We start from the raw sequence: 21135 nt of genomic DNA on the forward strand, positions 1-21135 counted from the left end.
AGCGTTACATAGAAACACTACTATTACGTACGCTGGCTTTCTGTTATAAATCAAGTGCTAAATTTTGTAATATTTCCCGATTTGTTTTTGCAAACCATTGTGCTTGTTTTCTATATTTCACTTGTTATAAGGCTTATTGCTAAAGATCCAGCTCCAGGTTCTTCGATCTGTTTCCCGGCTTTTTGCCCAAATGCTCGTAGGCCTTATGTGTTACCTCACGGCCCCGCGGGGTGCGTTGTAAAAATCCTTCCTGTATTAAAAAGGGTTCATATACTTCTTCAATCGTACCGGGCTCTTCACCCACCGCAGTGGCAATGGTGGTAATGCCTACCGGCCCCCCCTTAAACTTTTCAATAATGGCCAGCAGGATGCGGTTGTCCATTTCATCCAACCCGTATTCATCCACGTTCAGGGCCTTCAGGGCATGCTGTGTAATGCCCACATCAATGATACCATCGTTTAATACCTGGGCAAAGTCGCGCACCCGTCTTAAAAGCCCGTTGGCGATCCGCGGCGTGGCCCGGCTCCGGCCGGCGATCTCCGCTGCTGCATCCTTCGATATCTGTACGCCCAGGATCTGGGCCGCCCGGAGTACGATCTTTTGCAGCGTTTGTGCCGAGTAATATTCCAGGCGCGCCTTAATCGCAAAACGCGACAATAAGGGTGCTGTGAGCAGCCCGCTGCGGGTGGTAGCGCCCACCAGTGTAAACGGGTTCAGGGAAAGCTGGATACTCCGCGCATTGGGCCCGCTATCCAGCAAAATATCCAGCCGGTAATCCTCCATGGCTGCATACAAATATTCTTCCACCACCGTACTCAGCCGGTGTATTTCATCTATAAACAATACATCATTCGGCTCCAGGGAAGTCAGCAAACCTGCCAGATCACCCGGTTTTTCAATTACCGGGCCGCTGGTTTCTTTGATATTCACCCCCAATTCATTAGCCACGATCCTCGACAGGGTGGTTTTTCCCAACCCCGGAGGACCATGAAAAAGAATATGATCCAGCGCTTCTCCCCGCATCTTTGCCGCCCGTATAAAGATCACCAGGTTCTCCACCAATTGCGGCTGGCCGGCAAAATCCTTTATCTGGCCCGGACGGATCGTATTCTCAAAATCACTTTCCAAAGCACTCAGCCCCTGCTTTTCTTTATTTAAATTGGGATTACTCATTGTTATTCAAAGATATTATAAATACGCCTGGAAGCACGGCTCCTTCCGGCATACGCGCCGTTTTTTTTCACCAACGCCGGGTTGAATTAATAGTCGTTTTCAATCTATTGCGAGGCAGCTTTCTTTATTTGGCACTGGATTCTGTTGAAAGAACGTTGGGTGCCGTGATTTTCCGGTCACCTCCCTGATGCCTGGCCGGATCCGTATCAACCGATAAAACCATTTTTTAATGTATAAATCAAAAACTTAATAACCAGGCGATTAAGCCATTCAAATGCAATCGTTTTCAGGAATTTCAGCCGGATCTGTTTCGTTTTTTGTATTTTGCCCGTCTATTGTTACAAAAGGCAGCTATGCGATTCTTTTTTTATTTATCTGTTTTACTTTTATCACTGGCCCAGTGTAAGAAGGGTGAAATGTCGGCTCCTTCCGGACCTGCTGGTCCTGCCGGGGCGGCAGGGTCGACGGGTGCCTGCCCGGGACCCAATTGCACTTCCGTACGGTTTTATGTGGAATTGACTGACAAAAGCTCCGGAGTCAACTATATCAGCACTAATAATATTGCGGCCACCGATATTGAACTCCGGAATGCCACCAACCAGGCCATCAGCTCCAATATTTCTATAGCCTCACCCGGCGACCTGAAAAGTGTGGTTATCCTTCCCATGCCCGACAGAACGCGGTTTTATCTCAAGGTCAGGACCTTTTTACTGGAAATATCTTATACATCCACATTGAACAGTTTGGGAATATATGAGATCAGTGATGTGAAAGTAAAAGACCATACACCTGTCTTCAGCAAAATTGCGGGAGGGTATCTTTTAAAAATTTCCGTTTAAGCAAAAGGTCACTTCTTCGAAATATTGATCACATTCATTACGGTTGTCAGCAACACTCCCTTTCGCCGGTAAATGATCTTTACTTTTCCATAAGTTGATTGCAGGGCCTGCTTCAGGTCATCCAGCTGCATTCCAAACCGGTTATTGATGGCCAGGATCTCATCACCTTCGTTTAGTCCTGCTTTTTCGGCCGGAGAGCCCGCGGGGATTTTACCCGTAACCGCTACACCATCGACCAGGTATAGTTCAATACCCGAGTACGCATAATCGAACGGAGATGTAAAAAAGCGGTTGGGCGTCAGGTGGATCTGCTGTTTCTCATAGTTCAGGATCACATTGAACCTCCGGAAGATCTCGTTTCCGATCAATCCCCCCAGCGAGGGATACGAGGTTACATTATAATCATCATTAAAAATATTTACCGGCACATTCCGGAAACGGTACGGACCGATGCGCAAGGACTTCATCACGGTCAGGTACATATCAACTCTTCCGCCCAAACCTTCGCCCTGCTTCAGGTATCGCTTCCGCTTCGTTTTCAGAAAAGCGCTGTCGTTTACAAAGTCATCGGAAAACAAAACAGTAAGACCCGCACCCAGGTCAAATAAATAATTGAAGCCGCTCTTACGATTATCGCTGATCGTTGATTTCAGATAGGGCAGCATCCGTATATAGGGCCGCAACAAGTATCCGCCTTTGGGATATTTCATAGTACCCTTTGTATAAAAATCGATCTCCTGTTTTTCATAATTGATCTTGAGGATATAACGGCTCAACACAGAATACCCGATAATTCCATCGATCTTTTGCCCATACAGGGATGTAAGCACTTCATAATCGATGATGTGAAAATCCAGGCTGTCGATCTCGTATTCACCCAGGTGAAGGCTCCGCTTTTTTAAAAAACCTACTTTACGTACACCGCCGATACCGCGGATGATCCGCTCCGGCGGTCCCGGCTTCAGCCCCAGGCTTTCCACAGTGGCAGAGTCCAGCGAAATACCTCCGCTTCCGGTATCCAGTATAAAATTGAGTGAATCCTTGAAATTATCCAGCAAGGCCTTAAATACAATAACACCACCGGTAAATTGTACAAAGGGAATGGTGACCAGGTGTTTGCTGGGCGGATCGATAAATTCCTCCTGTGCGGCTGTCTTTAAAAAGCAACACAAAAAAAGGAGCGTACAAAGTAAACGCAATCGTAACATTCATGAAGATTAACCAGCGGTTACTAAAGTTAGTAAAAATTCAGTCACGAAGCAACCAGGCAGGACTGCTCTTTCTCAATGTACCGATCGTATCCGTTACAAAGCGGATGGTATGATCGATTTCTTCAGCGGTGGTATAGCGGCCGCAACTAAAGCGGATGGCCGCCTTTGCGCGCGCATCCGGCAACTGCATCGCCTTTAACACATACGACGGGTCCAGCGAACCGGAGGTACAGGCCGAGCCGGAAGAAACGGCAAGATCTTTATTCAGCGCCGACAATATTTCATTGCTGTTCAGATAGTCAAAGGAGGCATTGCATACCTGGGGCAGCCGTTCGGATGCGGCACCATTGATATACACGTCCGGAATTCTCAGCAGTGCGGTTTCCAGTTGATCCCGGAAGGGCCGGAGGCGAAGGACTTCTTCCTGCATTGATTCCCGGCCAAGCGCCGCCGCTTTTCCAAACCCCACAATACCCGGCACATTCAGTGTACCACTCCGGATATGTTGCTGCTGTCCGCCACCGGTGATCTGCGCGGCCAGCCGTACGCGCGGATTCCTGCGGCTTACATACAAAGCACCTACTCCTTTGGGGCCATATAATTTATGACTGCTCAGCGCCATCAAACCCAGGCCGGCATCTTTTACATTAACGGGGATCTTACCCACCGCCTGCGTGGCATCTGAAAAAAATAATACCTGGCGTGCCCGGGCAATGGCGCCGATCTCGTTTATGGGCATCACTACACCGGTTTCATTATTGGCCCACATTACCGCAATAAGAATGGTGGCCGGTTTAATCGCCGCTTCCAGTGCCTGCAGGTTGATCTGACCGTTTTGATCTACATCCAGGTAGGTAATTTCCGCGCCGCTTTTTTCCAGCTCCCTGCAGGTATCCAGCACCGCTTTATGTTCTGTTTTTACGGTAATGATATGCCGGTCGGCTCCCGCATATAAATCACAAATCCCCCGCAATGCCAGGTTACAGCTTTCGGTAGCGCCCGAGGTAAAGATGATTTCTTCCGGCCGCGCACCAATGAGTGCGGCTATCTGTTGCTGTGCTTCCTCTACTGCGGCCTTCGCCTTCCATCCAAAGGAATGACTGCTGCTGGAGGCGTTGCCATAGTGCTGTGTAAAATAGGGTAACATCGCTTCTACCACCCGGGGATCACAGGCAGTAGTGGCACAGTTATCAAGATATATCGGAAACCGGAGCATGGGTCAAATAAAAAAGCGCTGCCGGGTTCTTCTCAACAGCGCCTGCACTAAATTAAGGAAAATTATTTTGCGGGCTCCGCATCTAACGGAAGCTTGTTCTTTTCAGCAAAGGCCTCGCGCTCTTTTACAAAGGCATCATCGGCCAGGGTTTCTTCTTCCTGCAGCTTAATGATCAGTTCGTTTACCTTGTTATCTGCCAGGGCCGAATCCTTCACCTCTTTATATACTCTTGCAATTTCGGTGTAAGAGCCGCTGATCGACCGCTTATAAAAAGCAGCCAGCCGTATGGCGGCATCGCGGTAGCTGGTATTTCCTTTATAGTCCGGAAGCTCTTTAAGATTGGTGGTGATGGAGTCTATCTGATGTACAAACCGGTCCAGTCCGGCGGTTGCAGTATCATCACTGCCGGTTGTTTTCTGAACGGCAAATAAGGTTTGTTGCATTTGACCGATACGGGAAATGATGTACTGATCATAATCACCGGCCTTATCAAATTTTTTTTTGCCGGCATCTCCACAGGCAGCGATGCCCGCAGCAAGACCTGCAAAAAGCAGGGTCATCCTAAAAAAAGATTTCATTTGCATAACTGTTGTTTTAAATAGCCGGGTACTTGTTTAACCAGGGCGGCCCGGGAGCAGACCGGTGTACCATGTTCGCATAAAATAACTTTATGCAGGCCTTTTGTTAATACGGATTACGGAGTTTACAGGCCTTCTTCGCTATTATTAATTCCGAGTGAAGTTACAGCGAGGCTGGCCGCTATCTGGGAGGCATCTTTTTTATTAAATGCTTTTCCCTGTGCTATTATTTCTCCATCAACAACTGCACCAATTGTAAATAACCGCCGGCCATTTTCCAGTTTTTCTTCAATGGTTACAAATTCCAGTGTTTTGCCTTGTTTGTTAGCCCAGCCGTATAGTTTGTTTTTATGATTGATTTCCCGCAGCTCCAGTTCATCCATGAACATATGCGGGGCAATGATGTAATTATATACCCATTTGCTGGTTTTTTTATAGCCCAGGTCCAGGTAAATGGCGCCCACCAGGGCTTCCAGTGTATTTCCAAAAATGTGGCTGCCCCTTAAGGTATGGTCCTGTTTGTTGAAATGGGCGATCTTTTTCAGATCCATTTTCAGCGCCACTTCATTCAGCTGCTGGCGGTTCACCATTTTGCTGCGCATCTCGGTTAAAAAACCTTCTCCCTGGTAAGGGTACCGTTTAAAAAGATAATCGGCCACCAGGGCGCTTAGCACGGCATCCCCCAAATACTCCAGGCGCTCATTGTTTTCATCCACATTTTCTCCAAGTGAGCGGTGGGTTAGCGCTGTTTTGTATAAAGAAATATTATCGGGAGCAAATCCCAATATGTTGCGTAACTGCTTTTTTAAAGCGGCATCGTTTTTTTCCTTAAAAATCCCTCTTATAAAATTCACAGATGACTATGAATATTTTTTTACAATGACACAGGCATTATGACCGCCAAACCCAAAGGTATTACTCAGTGCTACATTGATGGTGCGCTCCTGCGCCTTGTTAAATGTAAAATTCAATTTCGGGTCCAGTTCGGGGTCGTCGGTAAAATGGTTAATAGTAGGCGGTACAATATTATGTATAACGCTTTTGATACATGCAATGGCTTCTATCACTCCGGCGGCGCCCAAACAATGGCCGGTCATACTTTTTGTAGAGCTGATGTTGAGCTCATACGCATGCGCGCCAAATACTTCAAGAATAGCTTTTGTTTCTGCAATATCGCCCAGCGGTGTGGACGTGCCATGTGTGTTTATATAGTCTACATCTTCGGGCCGGATATGGGCATCCTTCATCGCCTCGATCATTACATTCTTGGCCCCCAATCCTTCCGGATGTGGAGCCGTTATATGATGCGCATCGGCCGTAGCGCCGCCGCCGATCACTTCACAATAAATGCGGGCACCGCGTTTTTTTGCGTGCTCCAGCTCTTCAAAAATCAACACACCGGCGCCTTCGCCCATTACAAAACCATCACGGTCTTTATCATAAGGGCGACTGGCGGTTGTGGGGTCATCATTCCGCTCGCTCATGGCCTTCATAGCGTTAAATCCGCCTACTCCGGCTTCACTGATCACGGCTTCGCTGCCCCCCGTTACAATAATGTCGGCTTTGCCCAGTCGTATCAGGTTGATGGCATCAATCATCGCGTTGGTACTGCTGGCGCAGGCACTTACTACAGAATAGTTGGGACCACGGAGATTATGGCGCATGCTGATCTGCCCCGCCGCAATATCCAGGATCATTTTTGGAATAAAAAAGGGATTAAAACGGGGCGTACCGTCGCCTTTGGCAAAATCCATTACCTCATGCTGGAAGGTAATCAGCCCCCCGATACCGCTGCCCAATACCACACCAATGCGGTCAGGGTTGATATTTTCCTTTGTAAGACCGGCATCTTTAACAGCCTGATCACTGGCTACCAAAGCAAACTGGGTAAACCGGTCTACCTTACGGGCTTCCTTTTTATCAAGAAACTGTGTAGGGTCAAAATGCTTTACTTCGCAGGCAAATCGTGTTCTGAACTTACTGGCATCAAATAAGGTGATCGGCGCTGCACCCGAAACGCCATTAATCAGCCCGTTCCAGTAGTCGTCCACTGTATTTCCCAACGGTGTTAATGCGCCCATCCCGGTTACAACGATCCTTTTAAATTCCATAAACTGGTTGTCCTTATTTTTTATGATAAAACCGCCTTTGTATATGGATGACCACAGTCAAAGGCGGTGTATGAGTTGTTTTACTTTAAAGCCAAGTTGGCTAGCCAATAAACTACTTGGCGTGCTCTTCCAAATAAGATACAGCCTGACCAACAGTAGTAATTGTTTCGGCTTGCTCATCTGGAATAGAAATATTGAATTCTTTTTCAAATTCCATGATCAGTTCAACGGTATCCAATGAATCGGCACCGAGATCATTTGTAAAAGAAGCTTCATTCGTTACTTCTGCTTCGTCAACGCCCAGTTTGTCAACGATGATTTTTTTAACTCTTGATGCAATGTCTGACATATCTTATTAATTTAGTTATTGGTGCAAAAATAGAGTTTTTGACCAAAATTGCATCGGAAAGAAAAAAAAAACTAAAAATGCTCCGGAACACCTAAAAATCCTTAATTTACGATACAAATTCCAGCTTTAGCCACCTATGATCTTTATCAAATCTTAAACCGTTTTATGGCATTAAAAATTATAGATCATGGTTCAAAGGAATACCAGCAAATGGTTGAGCTTCGTAATGAAATATTGCGAAAACCACTAGGGTTGCTGTTGACCGAAGAAGACATTAATGCCGACAAAAATAATATCCTGATTGGTGCATTTGAAGATGAAAAAATGCTGGGTTGTTGCATGCTGGTAAAACAATCCGGGCAAATTGTGTTACTGCGGCAAATGGCCGTGATCTTCGACCTCCAGGGAAAAGGCATCGGCCGGGCGCTGATGCAGTTTGCCGAAAACATTGCCCGGGATATGGGCTACCGTGAAATTTCGATGCATGCCCGCAAAAATGCGGCAGGTTTTTACGAAAAAATGGGGTACCGGGAATCCAGCAATGAATTCACCAATCTTACTATTCCTCATATTGTTATGAAGAAATATATTTAGCGTACGGCTACTTCCGCCGTATCTTATCCATCAGCAGGTTCCGGAACTTTGATACTTCATCGCTGTCAGCGAAGGCCGACTTAGGCACTAACAAGAACGATCGTTCGTCAAAGTACAGGTGAAAGAAATGCGGACTTTCCCGGTGCGAATGCAGGGCCGTGTAAGGCCAGCTCCGTTTTCCCTTTGTATGTTCCAGCGTAAAGTCAACATCGCTGAAGTACATGGTAAATTCATGCCGGAAGGTTTCTGCACGCCGGTACACCACGCCGGGCAGGATGAACCAGAGACTGATCATTAATAACAGCCATAAAAAAGAGTTGATGAGGAACGCAACCGGCGTGATCTTATGCAAGGCATACAATACCAGTGAAAGAATGGCAAACACATTTACCAGGATGATCATGATCCGGATCTCTTTTTTGGAAATAAAATGATAGCGCAGTGCCTGGATCACCTGTTTTTTATCGTAACCGAAATGGATCGTCATTGTGTATTTTTTTGGCATTTGCCGGGCTAAAGATAAGCCTAAAACAGAAAAACCGCCCGCAGGTTCATCCGTCCCGTTAAAATTAAAACAAGGCCTTACGAACAGTCCGGCCGGCGTATACTTATCGCATCGTACCAGCGTTGCACACGTGCTTTTTTATAATCAATTGATTGGCAATCATTGTTTTCCTACTTTAAATAGCCCTGCATGCCGGAGCCGCCGGATACCGGGGCAATGCATTCCCGCTTTTTTAAATTAAGAAGCGAACCTGTGTTACAGGTTCGCTTCCGGAATTATTTATGAGCCGGCTCAACTAACGGTTCATCATCGATTTTGCTTCCATGCTTAAAGTAGCATGCGGCACGGCACGCAGACGAGCTTTGTCGATCAGGTGACCGGTTACCCGGCAGATGCCGTAGGTTTTGTTCTCCACACGCATCAGGGCTTTTTCCAGGTGATCGATAAAAGTGATCTGGCGGCTGGCCAGCTGACTCAGCTGCTCCCGTTCCATACTCACACTGCCGTCTTCCATGGTCATGTAGCGGCCTTCATCCATATCACCGCCTTCATCCCTGCGGGTGATCAGACCCTGCAAATATGCCAGTTCCTTTTTTGCCGCATCCAGCTTCCGCAGGATGATCTCTTTAAATTCTGTCAGATCGCTATCTGAATAACGGATCACCGAAGTTGCTTTTTCGATTGCCGGAGTATCCAGTACGCTCTTTGTAAAATCCGGCTGATATTTTACCGAACTTTTTGTAGATAGTTTGGGAACTACTACTTTTTTAGGAGCTTTTGCTGCCTTTTTATCTTCTTTTGTTTCTTTTTTTGCCACGCTTTTTTCTATTACAGGTACCAATTCTTTAACAGCCGGCTTTTTTGCCGCTGCCTTTTTTTCGTTTGCCGGAGCCGGAGTTGCTTTGTTGCCCGACTTGGCCGCCACCTTCACGGGTGTTTTTGCCGCGGATTTCGACGACGCTTTTACAGGTGCTGCACTTACCGGTTTTGCAGGTGTTTTTGTTGTTTTGCCAGCCGGACGCATGGTTGCTCCGCTGCGTGCAGGGGTTGCTTTCTGTGTTGCTTTACTGCTGACGGCGGGTTTAGCTGCAGCCTTTACCGGAGTTTTAGGTTTGCTGGCTTTCCCACTTGCAGCGCTTGCAGATTTTGCAGGGGCTTTTGCTGCTTTCCCTCCGGCTGCTTTTGCAGCTTTTGCGGGAGCAGCTTTAGTGCTGGTAGCGCGGGCAGGCTTTGCTGCGGTTTTCTTCTTTGTAGCCATTGTTGTTACCCTTTTTTTGTTACAATCGTATATAACTGATGTTCGTTCACTTCAATTTCGGTTCCGCCTGCTGAAATTGGACTAAATTCCAGCTCATCTGCCAAAATTTCTGCGCAAATATAGTCTTTATACGTGGTTAACGAATTTTTTAATGTAGGATTTGTGTCAATTTGTACGTTGATCCGGTCCGTAACATCAAAATTGCTATCCTTGCGGATTTTCTGGATCCGGTTTACAAATTCCCGCGCATCGCCTTCCTGTTTCAGGTCTTCTGTGATGGTAATATCCAGGGCTACGGTTAAGGCACCCTTGTTGGCAACGGTCCATCCCGGAATGTCTTCGCTGCTGATATCCACCTCATTAAGCTGGATGGGCACTTTTTCGCCGTTGATATCCAGCTCTATCAGGCCGTTCCGCTCCAGGCTGCTGATGTCTTCCTGGGTAAAGGCAGCCAGAGCGCCGGAAACCGCTTTCATTTTAGCGCCTAGTTTTTTACCCAGGGCGATAAAGTTCGGTTTGATTTTCTTCTTTATAAATCCCTCTGTATCAACAAGGTACTCTACATCCTTGATATTCACCTCGGATTTGATCAGCTCAGCCACTTTTTCCAGCTGTTCCTTCATTGCCAGGTTTAAAACAGGTATTAATACTTTATGTAACGGCTGACGCACCTTAATGTTCACTTTTTTGCGCAGGGAGAGGATGAGCGAGGAAACATCCTGCGCCAGCTGCATCCGCTCTTCCAGCTTTTGGTCCATCAGGCTTTCGTCTGCCTTTGGAAACAACGCGTGGTGTACCGATTGTACATCATACCGCTGTGCCACTTCGTTCAGGTTCCGGAATACCGCATCGCTGAAGAAGGGCGCTACGGGCGCCATCAGGCGAACTACGGTTTCCAGGCATTCAAATAAGGTCTGGTAAGCGGCAATTTTATCGGCTTCATATTCCCCTTTCCAGAAACGGCGGCGACAAAGCCTTACGTACCAATTGCTTAAATGTTCGTCTACAAAATCTTCGATCAAACGGCCGGCCTGTGTAGGTTCATAATCGTCCATCGCCGCGGTCACTTCCTTCACCAGGGTATTCAGGGAAGAGATGATCCAGCGGTCGATTTCGGGGCGTTCCGCTACCGGGATCTTTGCCTCGTTGTAAGTGAAACCGTCTACATTGGCGTACAGGGCAAAAAACTGGTAGGTATTATATAAGGTACCAAAGAATTTACGCTGCACTTCTTTGATGCCGTCGATATCAAACTTGAGGTTGTCCCATGGAGAAGCGTTAGTAATTAAGTACCAGCGCGTTGCATCCGCCCCAAAGGTTTCAATGGTGGCAAAGGGGTCCACCACGTTGCCCAGGCGCTTGCTCATTTTATTCCCGTTCTTATCCAGCACCAACCCATTGCTTACCACGGTTTTAAAGGCCACACTGTCAAACAACAGGGACGCAATGGCATGCAGGGTATAAAACCAGCCGCGGGTTTGATCCACACCCTCGCAGATAAAATCGGCGGGGAAGTTGGTATCAAAGGGCTGGTTGAACGGCCGGGGATCGCCCGCCTTTAATTTTTCATAATTCAGGCCCCACTGGGCATAAGGCATGGCACCGCTATCAAACCATACATCGATCAGGTCCGGCTCCCGGTGCATGGGCTTGCCGGAAGTGCTTACCAGCACCACCTCATCCACATAGGGTTTGTGCAGGTCCAGGATGCCATCATGCAGGTAATGTTTATTTACATCGCCACCCAGCACTTCATTGGCCTTACGGATTTCCTCGTTCAGTTCTTCTACGGAACCGATGCATTTCATTTCGGCACCATCTTCTGTTGCCCAGATGGGCAGCGGCGTTCCCCAAAAACGGCTGCGGCTCAGATTCCAGTCTACCATGTTCTCCAGCCAGTTGCCAAAACGGCCTTCACCGGTCGATTTGGGTTTCCAGTGGATGGTTTTATTCAGCTCCACCATCCGGTCGCGCAGCGCCGTGGTCTTTATAAACCAGGCGTCCAGCGGGTAATACAGCACGGGTTTATCCGTACGCCAGCAATGGGGGTAATTGTGTTCGTATTTTTCTACCTTAAAGGCCCGGTTCTCTTTTTTCAGTTTTACGCTGATGTCAACATTCACATCCACATAATCCTTCTCGTCTTTATAATCTTTTACATATCGGCCGCTGAATTCGCCGGTGCCTTCGATAAATTTTCCTTCACGGTCTACCAGTGTGAGAATACCGATATTGTTCTTCTTTCCTACTTTATAGTCATCTGCCCCAAAGGCCGGTGCCGTGTGTACGATACCCGTTCCATCTTCAGTGGTCACAAAATCGCCCACCATTACTTTAAAAGGAGTGGCACCCGGGGTGATCTCCTGTATTTTTTCAAGGGAGTTAGATTCAAAGGGCAATAATTGTTCATATTCCAGGCCATCCAGCTGATTTCCTTTGAATTCCCCTAGGATCTTCCAAGGCAACAGCTTGGTTTCGGCGGTATAATTTTCAAAATCGCCGTTCTCTCCTTCTGCCTTAAAATATTTTGATATCAACGCTTTGGCGATCACCACATTTACAGGAATATGGGTGTAAGGATTGAAGGTTTGTACCAGCGCATAGTCGATATTGCCACCCACCGTTAGCCCCAGGTTGGAAGGCAGGGTCCAGGGTGTGGTGGTCCAGGCCATGAAGAAAATATCTGAGACTTCAGATTCGAGATTTGAGCTTTGAGTGCTGAGACCCGGAATCTGAAATAAAAATGCACTTTTGTCATTCCGAGCCACTTTAAATAATACGGTGGCGCTGGTGTCCTTTACATCTTTATATGTGCCCGGCTGGTTCAGCTCGTGGGAACTTAAGCCCGTGCCCGCTGCCGGTGAATACGGCTGAATGCTCACGCTTTTGTACAGCAATCCCCTGTTAAACAACTGTTTTAGCAGGTACCAAAGAGTTTCGATGTATTCGTTCTTAAAGGTAATGTACGGATCGTTCAGGTCTACCCAATATCCCATTTTACGGGTAAGGTCATCCCATTTGTCTTTAAACCGGAGCACCGCTTCCCGGCATTTCTGGTTGTATTCCTCTACAGAAATTTTCTTTCCGATGTCTTCCTTGGTAATGCCCAGTTCTTTCTCCACACCCAGCTCTACGGGTAAACCATGTGTATCCCAGCCCCCCTTGCGTTTTACCTGGAAGCCCTGCATGGTTTTATACCGGCAAACCAGGTCCTTGAGCGTACGTGAAATAACGTGGTGAATACCGGGCATACCATTAGCACTGGGCGGACCCTCGTAAAAAACGAAGGATTCAGCGCCATCCCGCAGGGATACACTTTTTTCAAAGGCCTGCTGCTCATTCCATTTTGCTAATATCTCCTGCTCTATGGAGGGCAGGTTCAAACCCGAATATTCTCTGTATTTCACACTCATAGTAGGTAAAAAATGAGTGCAAAGGTACGAAATTTCGTGCTGCCAAGCTCTCCGGAGGCTGAAGTCTCGAAGCGCCCAGCCCTATTTTTTCTTCCGCAGCTTCCACAGTACTTCTATGAACCGGTCTACATCGGCACAGGTATTGTAAAAGGCCAGCGACGGCCGTACGGTAGTTTCTACCCCCATCCGGCGGAGAATGGGCTGCGCACAATGGTGACCCGTTCTTACCGCAATGCCTTCCTCGTTCAATGCCCTGCCCACCTCATCATTGCTATACCCGTCCATTGTAAAAGACAGTACACTGGCTTTGTGTGCCGCGGTGCCGATCCGGCGCACACCGGGTATCTGTTTAATCAGCCCCGTAGCGTATTCCAGCAGGAAATGCTCATACTGCCCGATATTTTCCATCCCGATCCGGCTGATATAATCAATAGCGGCTCCCAATCCTACCGCATCCGCGATATTTCCGGTACCGGCTTCAAAGCGGCCGGGGGCATTATGATACCGGATCTCTTCAAATGTAACATCCTGAATCATATTGCCGCCCCCCTGCCAGGGCTGGGTAGCATTCAGCAGTCCTTCCTTTCCATAAACCACTCCGATACCGGTTGGTCCAAAAACCTTGTGCCCGGAGAATACAAACCAATCCGCATCCAGCGCCTGCATATTTACCGTCATATGCGATACGGATTGTGCCCCGTCTACCAGTACTTTTGCCCCCACGGCATGTGCCATGGCCACCATTTGCTGTGCCGGCGTTACTGTTCCCAGCGCATTAGACACCTGGGTAAAGGCTACCAGTTTTGTGTTCGCATTGAGCAGTTTGGCATATTCATCCAACAGGATCTGCCCGTCGTCGTCTACCGGAATCACCCGCAGTTTCAGCCCCTTCTTATCCGCCAGTCGCTTCCAGGGCACAATATTGGCATGGTGCTCCAGGTGGCTCACCACTATTTCATCACCAGGGTGCAAGTATTGTTCGCCCCAGCTTTGGGCTACCAGGTTAATGGCCTCGGTGGCGCCACGAACGAAGATGATTTCGTTTGCCGAACGCGCTCCCAAAAATACCCGTACTTTTTCCCTTGCAGCTTCGTAAGCATCCGTAGCCCGGGCCGCCAGTTCGTGTGCGGCGCGGTGAATATTGGAGTTTTCATGCTCATAGAACCAGGTAATGCGGTCCATTACCGCCTTTGGCTTTTGCGTGGTAGCAGCGTTGTCGAACCATACCAGCGGTTTCCCGTTTACGGTTTCATTCAGAATGGGAAAATCTTTTTTTAAAAGGTGCGCATCAAAGGCTGGTATTCCGGCCTGTTGCCGGAACGCTGTGCTGGTTTCCTGCGGCCGGTTTCCAAAATAATAAGAAGGTACTGCTGCGTCAAAGCCGGGCAACTGTGGTGCAAACGACGGCGTAACGATCTGCTTTAATAACGCGTTTACATCGGCCCAGTAGGGTTGGTCCTGCTCCAGTGGCAACGCCGCAGGAGCCGGCGCCGGCCCGGAAGTTCCGGAAAGATTGGCATCCGGGAAGCCTGTTTCGGGATCTTTGATATCAAAATGCTGGCCTTGCTCCAGGTGGGAGGGTGATGCCCCGCTGCCTGCAACGGAAGCCGGTATCCGCCCGCCGTTGGCACTGGTATGTTGAGTGCCGCCGGATCTGTCGTCTTCTGCTTTGGGCAGATCAGCCAGCGGCACATAGCTTATGACCGATGAAGAAGCACCCAGCCCTGTAGCCGAAGGGGGCGTTTGCAAACCGCTGAAAGGATGTTGCGGCACCACGGGTGTTTGCTGGGGTGCCATTCCGGACTGCCCCGAAAGGATATCATGACTGGCAGTTGTCAGTTCCGGTGGACCTCCATTACCCATTATCTTTCCGGCCATGGCGGTTGCGTTCGGATGATCTTCGGGGCGAAGCGATACCGATGGTTGTGCATCACCGGGTAATGCCTTGAAAAATGCATTGGCCAGCTGCTGCAGCTGTGCCAGATCCGGCAACCCTGTTTGCCCGTCAGTATTTATATTCATGGTATCTGTCAATTTCCACATCGTCCAGTACGGCAATGGCATCATCAACCAGCACCGCCAGTGAACAATACAATGAAACCAAATAAGATGCAATGGCCCGATCATTAATGCCCATGAACCGCACCGATAAACCGGGTGTTTGCTCTCCCTGTAAACCGGGCTGGAACAGTCCCACCACACCCTGGCGGCTTTCCCCGGTACGCATCAGAATGATCTTGGTTTTACCCTCTTTAATCGGCAGCTTATCTGAAGGAATCAGCGGAATACCCCTCCAGGTTAGGAACTGCGAGCCAAAAAGGGATACAGTGGGCGGAGGTACGCCTCTGCGGGTACACTCCCGGCCAAAGGCTGCAATGGCCCTCGGGTGCAGTAAAAAGAAGCCCGGCTCTTTCCACACTTTTGCGATTAACTCATCCAGATCGTCCGGAGTGGGAGCGCCGGTGCGGGTCTTGATACGCTGCCCGTCCACAACACTGTGCAGCAGTCCGTAACCGGCATTGTTGATCAGTTCGCTTTCCTGCCGTTCCTTAATGGTTTCTATGGCCAGCCGCAGCTGCTCCGATATCTGATTATAGGGTTTGCTGTACAGATCCGATACGCGGGTATGCACATCCACGATGGTTTGTACAGCCGCCAGATTGTATTCACGCGGATTGTCGATATAGTCCACAAAGGTCTGCGGCAACACCCGCTCATCCCGGGCCGAACAATCCACCTCGATCTGCGTAGCATTTTTTACCTTGTTTAAACGGTACACCCCCGACTCCACCGGCACCCAGCTCATCAGTTGCGTTAACCAGCGGGGCGAAATAGTGACCATCTGCGGGACGGTTCGGGTGGCAATGGCGAGCTGCCGTGCAGCTACATCGCCCAATGCGGTTTGTTGATGTTTTGCTTCTGCCATATTCTTATGTTTTAGTTTAGTCCAGCGCTCTTCAAAACTTTAATTTTCGAAGCGCACTAGCTATTATAAATATAAGCCAGTATCCGCAAAAAACAATGCCGGCCAAATATTCCCGATCGCGTTCTAAATATTCCTGATCTCGTAAGCAGGCGGAAATACCCGCTTCTATTTTTGCCCCCCGTTGATAAATACTTTTTTAACCAACATATAAGAACCAATGTTACAATTAAAGACTGCACGGCTTTCGATTCTGTTTTCGTTTTTACTCCTGCTTCCGGCGATGAAAACGACCGTGCTTGCCCAGGGAAAACAAACCGGTATTATAGATGGCCGTGTATTAAGTGCCGACCATCAGCCGCAGGAAAATGTAATTGTAGTACTGTCGCCTTCCGAAAAACAAACCATGTCGGATGCCGACGGGCATTTTGAATTCAGAAATATCCCCTACGGCGCATATACCGTTTCCATAAAATCACTGGGTGTAACGGCCGATCCGGTATCCGTTGAAGTGAACCGGGAAAAAGCAACTATTGGCACCATCCAGCTACAGGAAGTTGCCGGTGTGCTGGACCGCGTGATCGTATCCTCCTCATACCGCCACGTTAATAAAAACAGTACCCAGGTGGCCCGCATGCCGCTTACCTATACTGAGAATCCGCAGAACTATGCCGTTATTCCAAAAGAAGTGATCCTTACACAGCTGGCCACTACAACGGAACAGGCGCTGCTGAACATACCGGGTGTAAGCAACATGTCTGTTGCCGGTGGCAGCGGCGGTTCTACACTTACCTTCAAATCCCGCGGTTTCTCCAGTGGTTCCGTTATGTACCGGAATGGGGTATCAACCGGGTATGTGGCGTTGACGGACCTGTTCAACATGGAACGGATCGAAGCCATCAAAGGACCTTCTGCTACCCTGTTTGGCGGCAACCAGGGCGCTTCCTATGGAGGTGTATATAATATCATTACCAAACAGCCACTGGAAGTTAAACGCGGAGAAGTATCCTTTACCACCGGCAGCTATGAAATGGCAAGGACCACTGTTGATTATAACACGCCTTTAAACGAAGATAAAACGGCTTTGCTACGGCTGAATGGCATGTATGACAGCAGGAACACCTTCCAGCAGCTCTCGCAGAACAATATAGGGCTTGCTCCTTCATTATTGATAAAGGCCAATAGCCGGCTGACATTGCATTTTGATGGGTATTACTACAAGAGTGCACGCCCTATCGTGCTCTTCGGATTCAGTGCACCTCCCGGAGGAACGACCGCCAGCAGTACTTATGCCGGCAATGTAAAAGACCTGGGGCTGGATCCGCAGAATCCCTATATCAATCCCGACTTCAACAGCAAGCAGCAAACATGGGCGGTAACCGGAAAAGCCGAATACAAGCTCTCTGAGCAATGGCTTTCTCAAACCAATTTTGCGGTTGCCCGGAGCAATAATGAAACACATTATATTTCGCTTACGGCCAACAGAGCCACCACTGCCGATACTACAAAAATCACAAGGGCGATCCTCGAAATGCCCTATAGCCAGCTGTACACACAGCAGTTCCAGCAGAACTTTATCGGCGATTTTAAGATCGGCTCATTGCGCAACCGGTTATTGGTAGGACTGGATTATTTCAGAACAGATGTGGGCTCTGCACGGGCTTCGATAGCTTATGATACGATCTACGCCAATGCTTCCGCTGCACAGTTAATGATTAAAAAATCGAAACTGGACAGCCGGGCGGTGAATGCCCCCTATACTGCCGCCAGCAGGAGCATTGCAAACAGTTACGGTGCCTATGTATCTGAAGTGCTTAACGTTACCGACCGGTTGCTGTTAATGGCCAGCCTGAGGCTGAACCGGTTTTCCGATCTCAGTAATAAATACATGCAGACCTCCTATTCGCCCAAGCTCGGTATTTCTTATGAGATTATTAAACAGTCCCTTTCTGTATATGGAAATTATAACAACGGTTATAACAATGTTTCCGGCACCGATTCCCTGGGCAACCTGCTCAAGCCAACCTATGCCAACCAGCTGGAAGGCGGGGTAAAATTTGATGTATTACAGCATCGCCTTACCGGTACGGTTAGTGTATATGATATCAGGGTTAAAAACATTCCTGTTTCCATGGGCACCTACTCCGTACAGAACGATGAGCAGCGGAGCCGTGGCGTGGATGTGGACATCCTGGCCAACCCCCTTGCCGGTTTGAACATTGCCATGGGCTATGGCTATAATGACATCCGTTATGCTGCGTTTTACGGCAAGCTTCCGGTAGTAAATGGCAAACCGGTTGAAGTGAAGGGCAACCGGGTAGACGGAGCGCCTTACCATGCCGCCAATTTATGGGCAACGTATGGCGTTACTTCCGGTTCGCTGAAAGGCTTTGGTATTGGTGCCGGTGGTAATGGGCAAAGCAGTTCCTTTACCAATAACTCCAATACCATCACCCTGGACGGATATGTGGTTTATGGTGCCAGCGTATTCTATGATGCACCCAAATTCCGGCTTACCGCAAAAGTTGATAATATCGGTAACAAGAAATATTTCACTTATAACTCCTGGCTGTTTCCGGGAGCTACGCGGATGTTATTGTTCAATGTTATCTACCGGTTCTAATCCTCTGTATAAATTAGCAGGCACAACCTTTACCGGGTTGTGTTTTGCTTTTGAATGAATCCAATATGAATAAAGGGAAAACGTCTAAAAAATCTGTATTCAGCCGTATCAATGCCTGGCTGCATCTCTGGCTCGGAATTTTTTCCGGTATTATATTAATATTCGTGGCGCTCACAGGTACCCTCATCGTGTATGGCGACGAGATCATAGAATGGTCGGCAGGTAAGGCCCGCTATGCAGAACAGGTGAAACCGGAACGGTTGCCGATGGAAACCCTGATCGCCAATATGAACAAAGCCTATCCCCAGGCGAAGCTATCGGAAGTAACCGTGTATAAAAATCCCGAAAGGACTGTACGTTTCCGGACCTTTGCCAGGGGCAAGGGATTGGGTTTTGCCTATGCAGATCCTTATACCGGAAAAGTGCTGAAATACGACCGCACTGCCAACTTCTTTTATATCATGGCACACTTGCATGCCTCCTTTTTGTGGCATGGCACGGGTGAATGGATCGTGGATATTGCTACCATCATCTTCCTCATCGAAATTATTTCGGGCATTATTCTCTGGTGGCCCCGCAAGTGGAACCAGCACACACGCGATGCCAGCTTTAAGATCAAATGGAAGGCCCGCTTCAAACGGGTGAATTATGACCTGCACAATGTATTGGGTTTTTATGCTTCCATTCTGGCATTGATCCTGACGGTTACCGGTCTTATTATCGCCTTTCATCCCCTGGCCGCCACCACCGCAAAGATCTTCGGAGGCGATATTGAAACAAAATGGCAAAAGGACATGCCAAAGAGCGATACCACCCGGTCTGCCCTGGCCATTAATACGGTTTTTGAACAGGAATTTTCCAGGCATCCACAACAAAAAGCAGGACAAATATGGCTGTACAACCTGGATTCCGCCGGTTTTTACATGGTAACCACGGCCAGCAAACTCGGCTTAAAAAGCGCAGAGCATGCGCAGCTCTCGTTCATTAATAAATACACCGGAGCAGATCTCCGGCTTCCGCCTAAAAGTTTGAAAGGTGAGTACATAGAAAATACCGTATGGCAGCTGCATATGGGCACCTGGATGGGGCCGGTGGGCAAGCTGTTCACTTTTATCTGCGGGCTCATCTGCACTTCGCTTCCCATTACCGGCTTCCTGATATGGTGGCACAGGGGAAAGAAGAAGAAGAAAAAACAGCACCCGTTAAAAAAAACGGAGGTACTCGTTCCCGCATAAAACAGTTGTTATGAAAATAAAGTTGTTTCTGTTTTCTGTGCTTCTTTCAGTTTCCGGTATTGCCGGAGCACAGGACCTGAACCGTAGTTTCGCCACTACAGAATTACATTCCCGGATATTGAACGAAGATCGTGAAATCTATATTTCACTTCCGCCCAATTATGCAAATGAGCGGTACCAGAAAGAGCGCTACCCGGTACTCTATTTTTTTGACGGGGAAACCAGCATGGGCTTTTATAAGGCTGTTACCCAGTTCCTGGGCAGGGGCGTATATGCAAACATGCCGGAAGTGATCCTGGTAGGCATAAAAAACAAGGACCGGACCTACGATCTTACACCCACCCGTTCTTTTATAAAATCACCGGATGACAGCTCCAAACTGCTGTTTGAAAACAGCGGCGGTAACGAAGGGTTTGTACGGTTTTTAGAGGAAGAACTATTCAGTTATGTGAACGAACATTACCGCACCGACGGATATACGATATTAAGCGGGCATTCATTTGGAGGCCTGGCGGCTTCCAATATCCTGTTGCATCATACCAACCTGTTTAATGCTTATATACTGATAGATCCGAGTATCTGGTGGGACAACGGTTACATCGCCCGTGAAGCCATCCGGATCATTCCTACCGGGAAAGTGCAACCGGCCGTTGTTTATATGGCCGTAGCAAATAATAAAGAAAAAGCAAACGGCTTTGACGCCGGTGAACATGCGTCTCAACAACTAAAGGAGATCTTAACAAGCCGTCAGGATTCCGCCCTTCTTTTCAGATACAAATTTTATGAGCAGGAAGATCACGGAACTATCCCGCTTCCGGCTCTTTATGATGGGCTTAAATTTATTTTTGAGGGTTATGTATTCGATTTTAAAAAAATCACTACCCAACCTTCTGTAATTACCGATACCTATAAAGCATTTTCCGGGCGGAACCATCACCGTTTTATTCCATCGTTGCAAAAATTTGATTTTATCGTTCGCTATTTCTGGGAAAATAAAAAACCAAAGGAGGAACAAACCGTTCTGGAGCAACGCAAATTGTTCTACCCGGATGTAGAGTAAACGTTCCCGCTATGCTTGTTGCTCTTTGAGGCTTTATAAGTCTCAA

At 48.1% G+C, this 21135-nt stretch carries 18 protein-coding genes; 6 read left to right on the top strand and 12 right to left on the bottom strand.

The window, feature by feature from the left end:
- Window positions 1–139: 139 nt before the first annotated feature.
- Entirely contained in the window at window positions 140–1174 is a 1035-nt protein-coding gene (ruvB, locus tag LQ567_RS14755; RefSeq protein WP_231005292.1) for a Holliday junction branch migration DNA helicase RuvB, read from the bottom strand.
- A gap of 353 nt (window positions 1175–1527) precedes the next feature.
- Between ruvB and LQ567_RS14760 the strand changes: the two genes are divergently transcribed.
- On the top strand, window positions 1528–2013 hold the full coding sequence (locus LQ567_RS14760) for a hypothetical protein (protein ID WP_231005293.1): 486 nt from the start codon (window positions 1528–1530) through the stop codon (window positions 2011–2013).
- A gap of 8 nt (window positions 2014–2021) precedes the next feature.
- On the opposite strand, the gene LQ567_RS14765 is transcribed toward LQ567_RS14760, so the two are convergent.
- From LQ567_RS14765 to LQ567_RS14790, 6 genes are all read right to left on the bottom strand, one after another.
- A complete protein-coding gene (locus LQ567_RS14765; RefSeq protein WP_231005294.1) occupies window positions 2022–3221 on the bottom strand; it encodes an aspartyl protease family protein in 1200 nt (399 codons plus the stop codon).
- A gap of 40 nt (window positions 3222–3261) precedes the next feature.
- Window positions 3262–4440: a cysteine desulfurase family protein gene (locus LQ567_RS14770; RefSeq protein WP_231005295.1), complete on the bottom strand. Its 1179-nt coding sequence runs from the start codon at window positions 4438–4440 to the stop codon at window positions 3262–3264.
- A 62-nt stretch (window positions 4441–4502) separates the two neighbouring features.
- Entirely contained in the window at window positions 4503–5018 is a 516-nt protein-coding gene (locus LQ567_RS14775; protein WP_231005296.1) for an LIC11966 family surface protein, read from the bottom strand.
- Window positions 5019–5143: 125 nt separating this feature from the next.
- Window positions 5144–5872 carry a ribonuclease III gene (gene rnc, locus LQ567_RS14780; protein WP_231005297.1) on the bottom strand — a complete coding sequence of 243 codons (729 nt, stop codon included), beginning with the start codon at window positions 5870–5872 and terminating at the stop codon, window positions 5144–5146.
- Between the two features lie 6 nt (window positions 5873–5878).
- On the bottom strand, window positions 5879–7129 hold the full coding sequence (gene fabF / locus LQ567_RS14785; RefSeq protein WP_231005298.1) for a beta-ketoacyl-ACP synthase II: 1251 nt from the start codon (window positions 7127–7129) through the stop codon (window positions 5879–5881).
- 112 nt (window positions 7130–7241) lie between these two features.
- Window positions 7242–7478: an acyl carrier protein gene (locus LQ567_RS14790; RefSeq protein WP_008587437.1), complete on the bottom strand. Its 237-nt coding sequence runs from the start codon at window positions 7476–7478 to the stop codon at window positions 7242–7244.
- 165 nt (window positions 7479–7643) lie between these two features.
- Between LQ567_RS14790 and LQ567_RS14795 the strand changes: the two genes are divergently transcribed.
- A complete protein-coding gene (locus tag LQ567_RS14795) occupies window positions 7644–8072 on the top strand; it encodes a GNAT family N-acetyltransferase (protein ID WP_231005299.1) in 429 nt (142 codons plus the stop codon).
- 7 nt (window positions 8073–8079) lie between these two features.
- On the opposite strand, the gene LQ567_RS14800 is transcribed toward LQ567_RS14795, so the two are convergent.
- Together LQ567_RS14800 and LQ567_RS14805 are read right to left on the bottom strand one after the other, a co-directional pair.
- Window positions 8080–8559 (bottom strand): YcxB family protein, encoded by a 480-nt coding sequence (locus tag LQ567_RS14800; RefSeq protein ID WP_231005300.1) that lies wholly within the window; start codon window positions 8557–8559, stop codon window positions 8080–8082.
- A gap of 313 nt (window positions 8560–8872) precedes the next feature.
- On the bottom strand, window positions 8873–9394 hold the full coding sequence (locus LQ567_RS14805; protein ID WP_231005301.1) for a TraR/DksA family transcriptional regulator: 522 nt from the start codon (window positions 9392–9394) through the stop codon (window positions 8873–8875).
- Between LQ567_RS14805 and LQ567_RS14810 the strand changes: the two genes are divergently transcribed.
- Window positions 9327–9920, top strand: a complete 594-nt coding sequence (locus LQ567_RS14810) for a hypothetical protein (protein ID WP_231005302.1) — start codon at window positions 9327–9329, stop codon at window positions 9918–9920. The genes LQ567_RS14805 and LQ567_RS14810 overlap by 68 nt on opposite strands.
- Here the strand turns inward: LQ567_RS14810 and ileS are convergent.
- The 3 genes from ileS to LQ567_RS14825 form a co-directional block, all read right to left on the bottom strand.
- A complete protein-coding gene (ileS, locus tag LQ567_RS14815; protein WP_231005303.1) occupies window positions 9841–13248 on the bottom strand; it encodes an isoleucine--tRNA ligase in 3408 nt (1135 codons plus the stop codon). The two genes, LQ567_RS14810 and ileS, sit on opposite strands and share 80 nt — an antisense overlap.
- An 81-nt stretch (window positions 13249–13329) precedes the next feature.
- A complete protein-coding gene (locus tag LQ567_RS14820; RefSeq protein ID WP_231005304.1) occupies window positions 13330–15270 on the bottom strand; it encodes a family 2A encapsulin nanocompartment cargo protein cysteine desulfurase in 1941 nt (646 codons plus the stop codon).
- Window positions 15254–16174, bottom strand: a complete 921-nt coding sequence (locus tag LQ567_RS14825; RefSeq protein ID WP_231005305.1) for a family 2A encapsulin nanocompartment shell protein — start codon at window positions 16172–16174, stop codon at window positions 15254–15256. Before LQ567_RS14825 ends, LQ567_RS14820 begins: the two co-directional genes overlap by 17 nt.
- Window positions 16175–16391: 217 nt before the next feature.
- Between LQ567_RS14825 and LQ567_RS14830 the strand changes: the two genes are divergently transcribed.
- The 3 genes from LQ567_RS14830 (at window position 16392) to LQ567_RS14840 (ending at window position 21089) form a co-directional block, all read left to right on the top strand.
- The gene (locus LQ567_RS14830) at window positions 16392–18794 is read left to right on the top strand and encodes a TonB-dependent receptor domain-containing protein (RefSeq protein ID WP_231005306.1); all 2403 of its coding nucleotides are present in this window, start codon (window positions 16392–16394) and stop codon (window positions 18792–18794) included.
- A gap of 65 nt (window positions 18795–18859) precedes the next feature.
- Entirely contained in the window at window positions 18860–20029 is a 1170-nt protein-coding gene (locus tag LQ567_RS14835) for a PepSY-associated TM helix domain-containing protein (RefSeq protein ID WP_231005307.1), read from the top strand.
- Between the two features lie 10 nt (window positions 20030–20039).
- A complete protein-coding gene (locus tag LQ567_RS14840) occupies window positions 20040–21089 on the top strand; it encodes an alpha/beta hydrolase (protein WP_231005308.1) in 1050 nt (349 codons plus the stop codon).
- The last annotated feature ends 46 nt before the right edge of the window (window positions 21090–21135 follow it).

The sequence above is a fragment of the Niabella pedocola genome (assembly GCF_021044425.1).
GTDB lineage: Bacteria > Bacteroidota > Bacteroidia > Chitinophagales > Chitinophagaceae > Niabella > Niabella pedocola.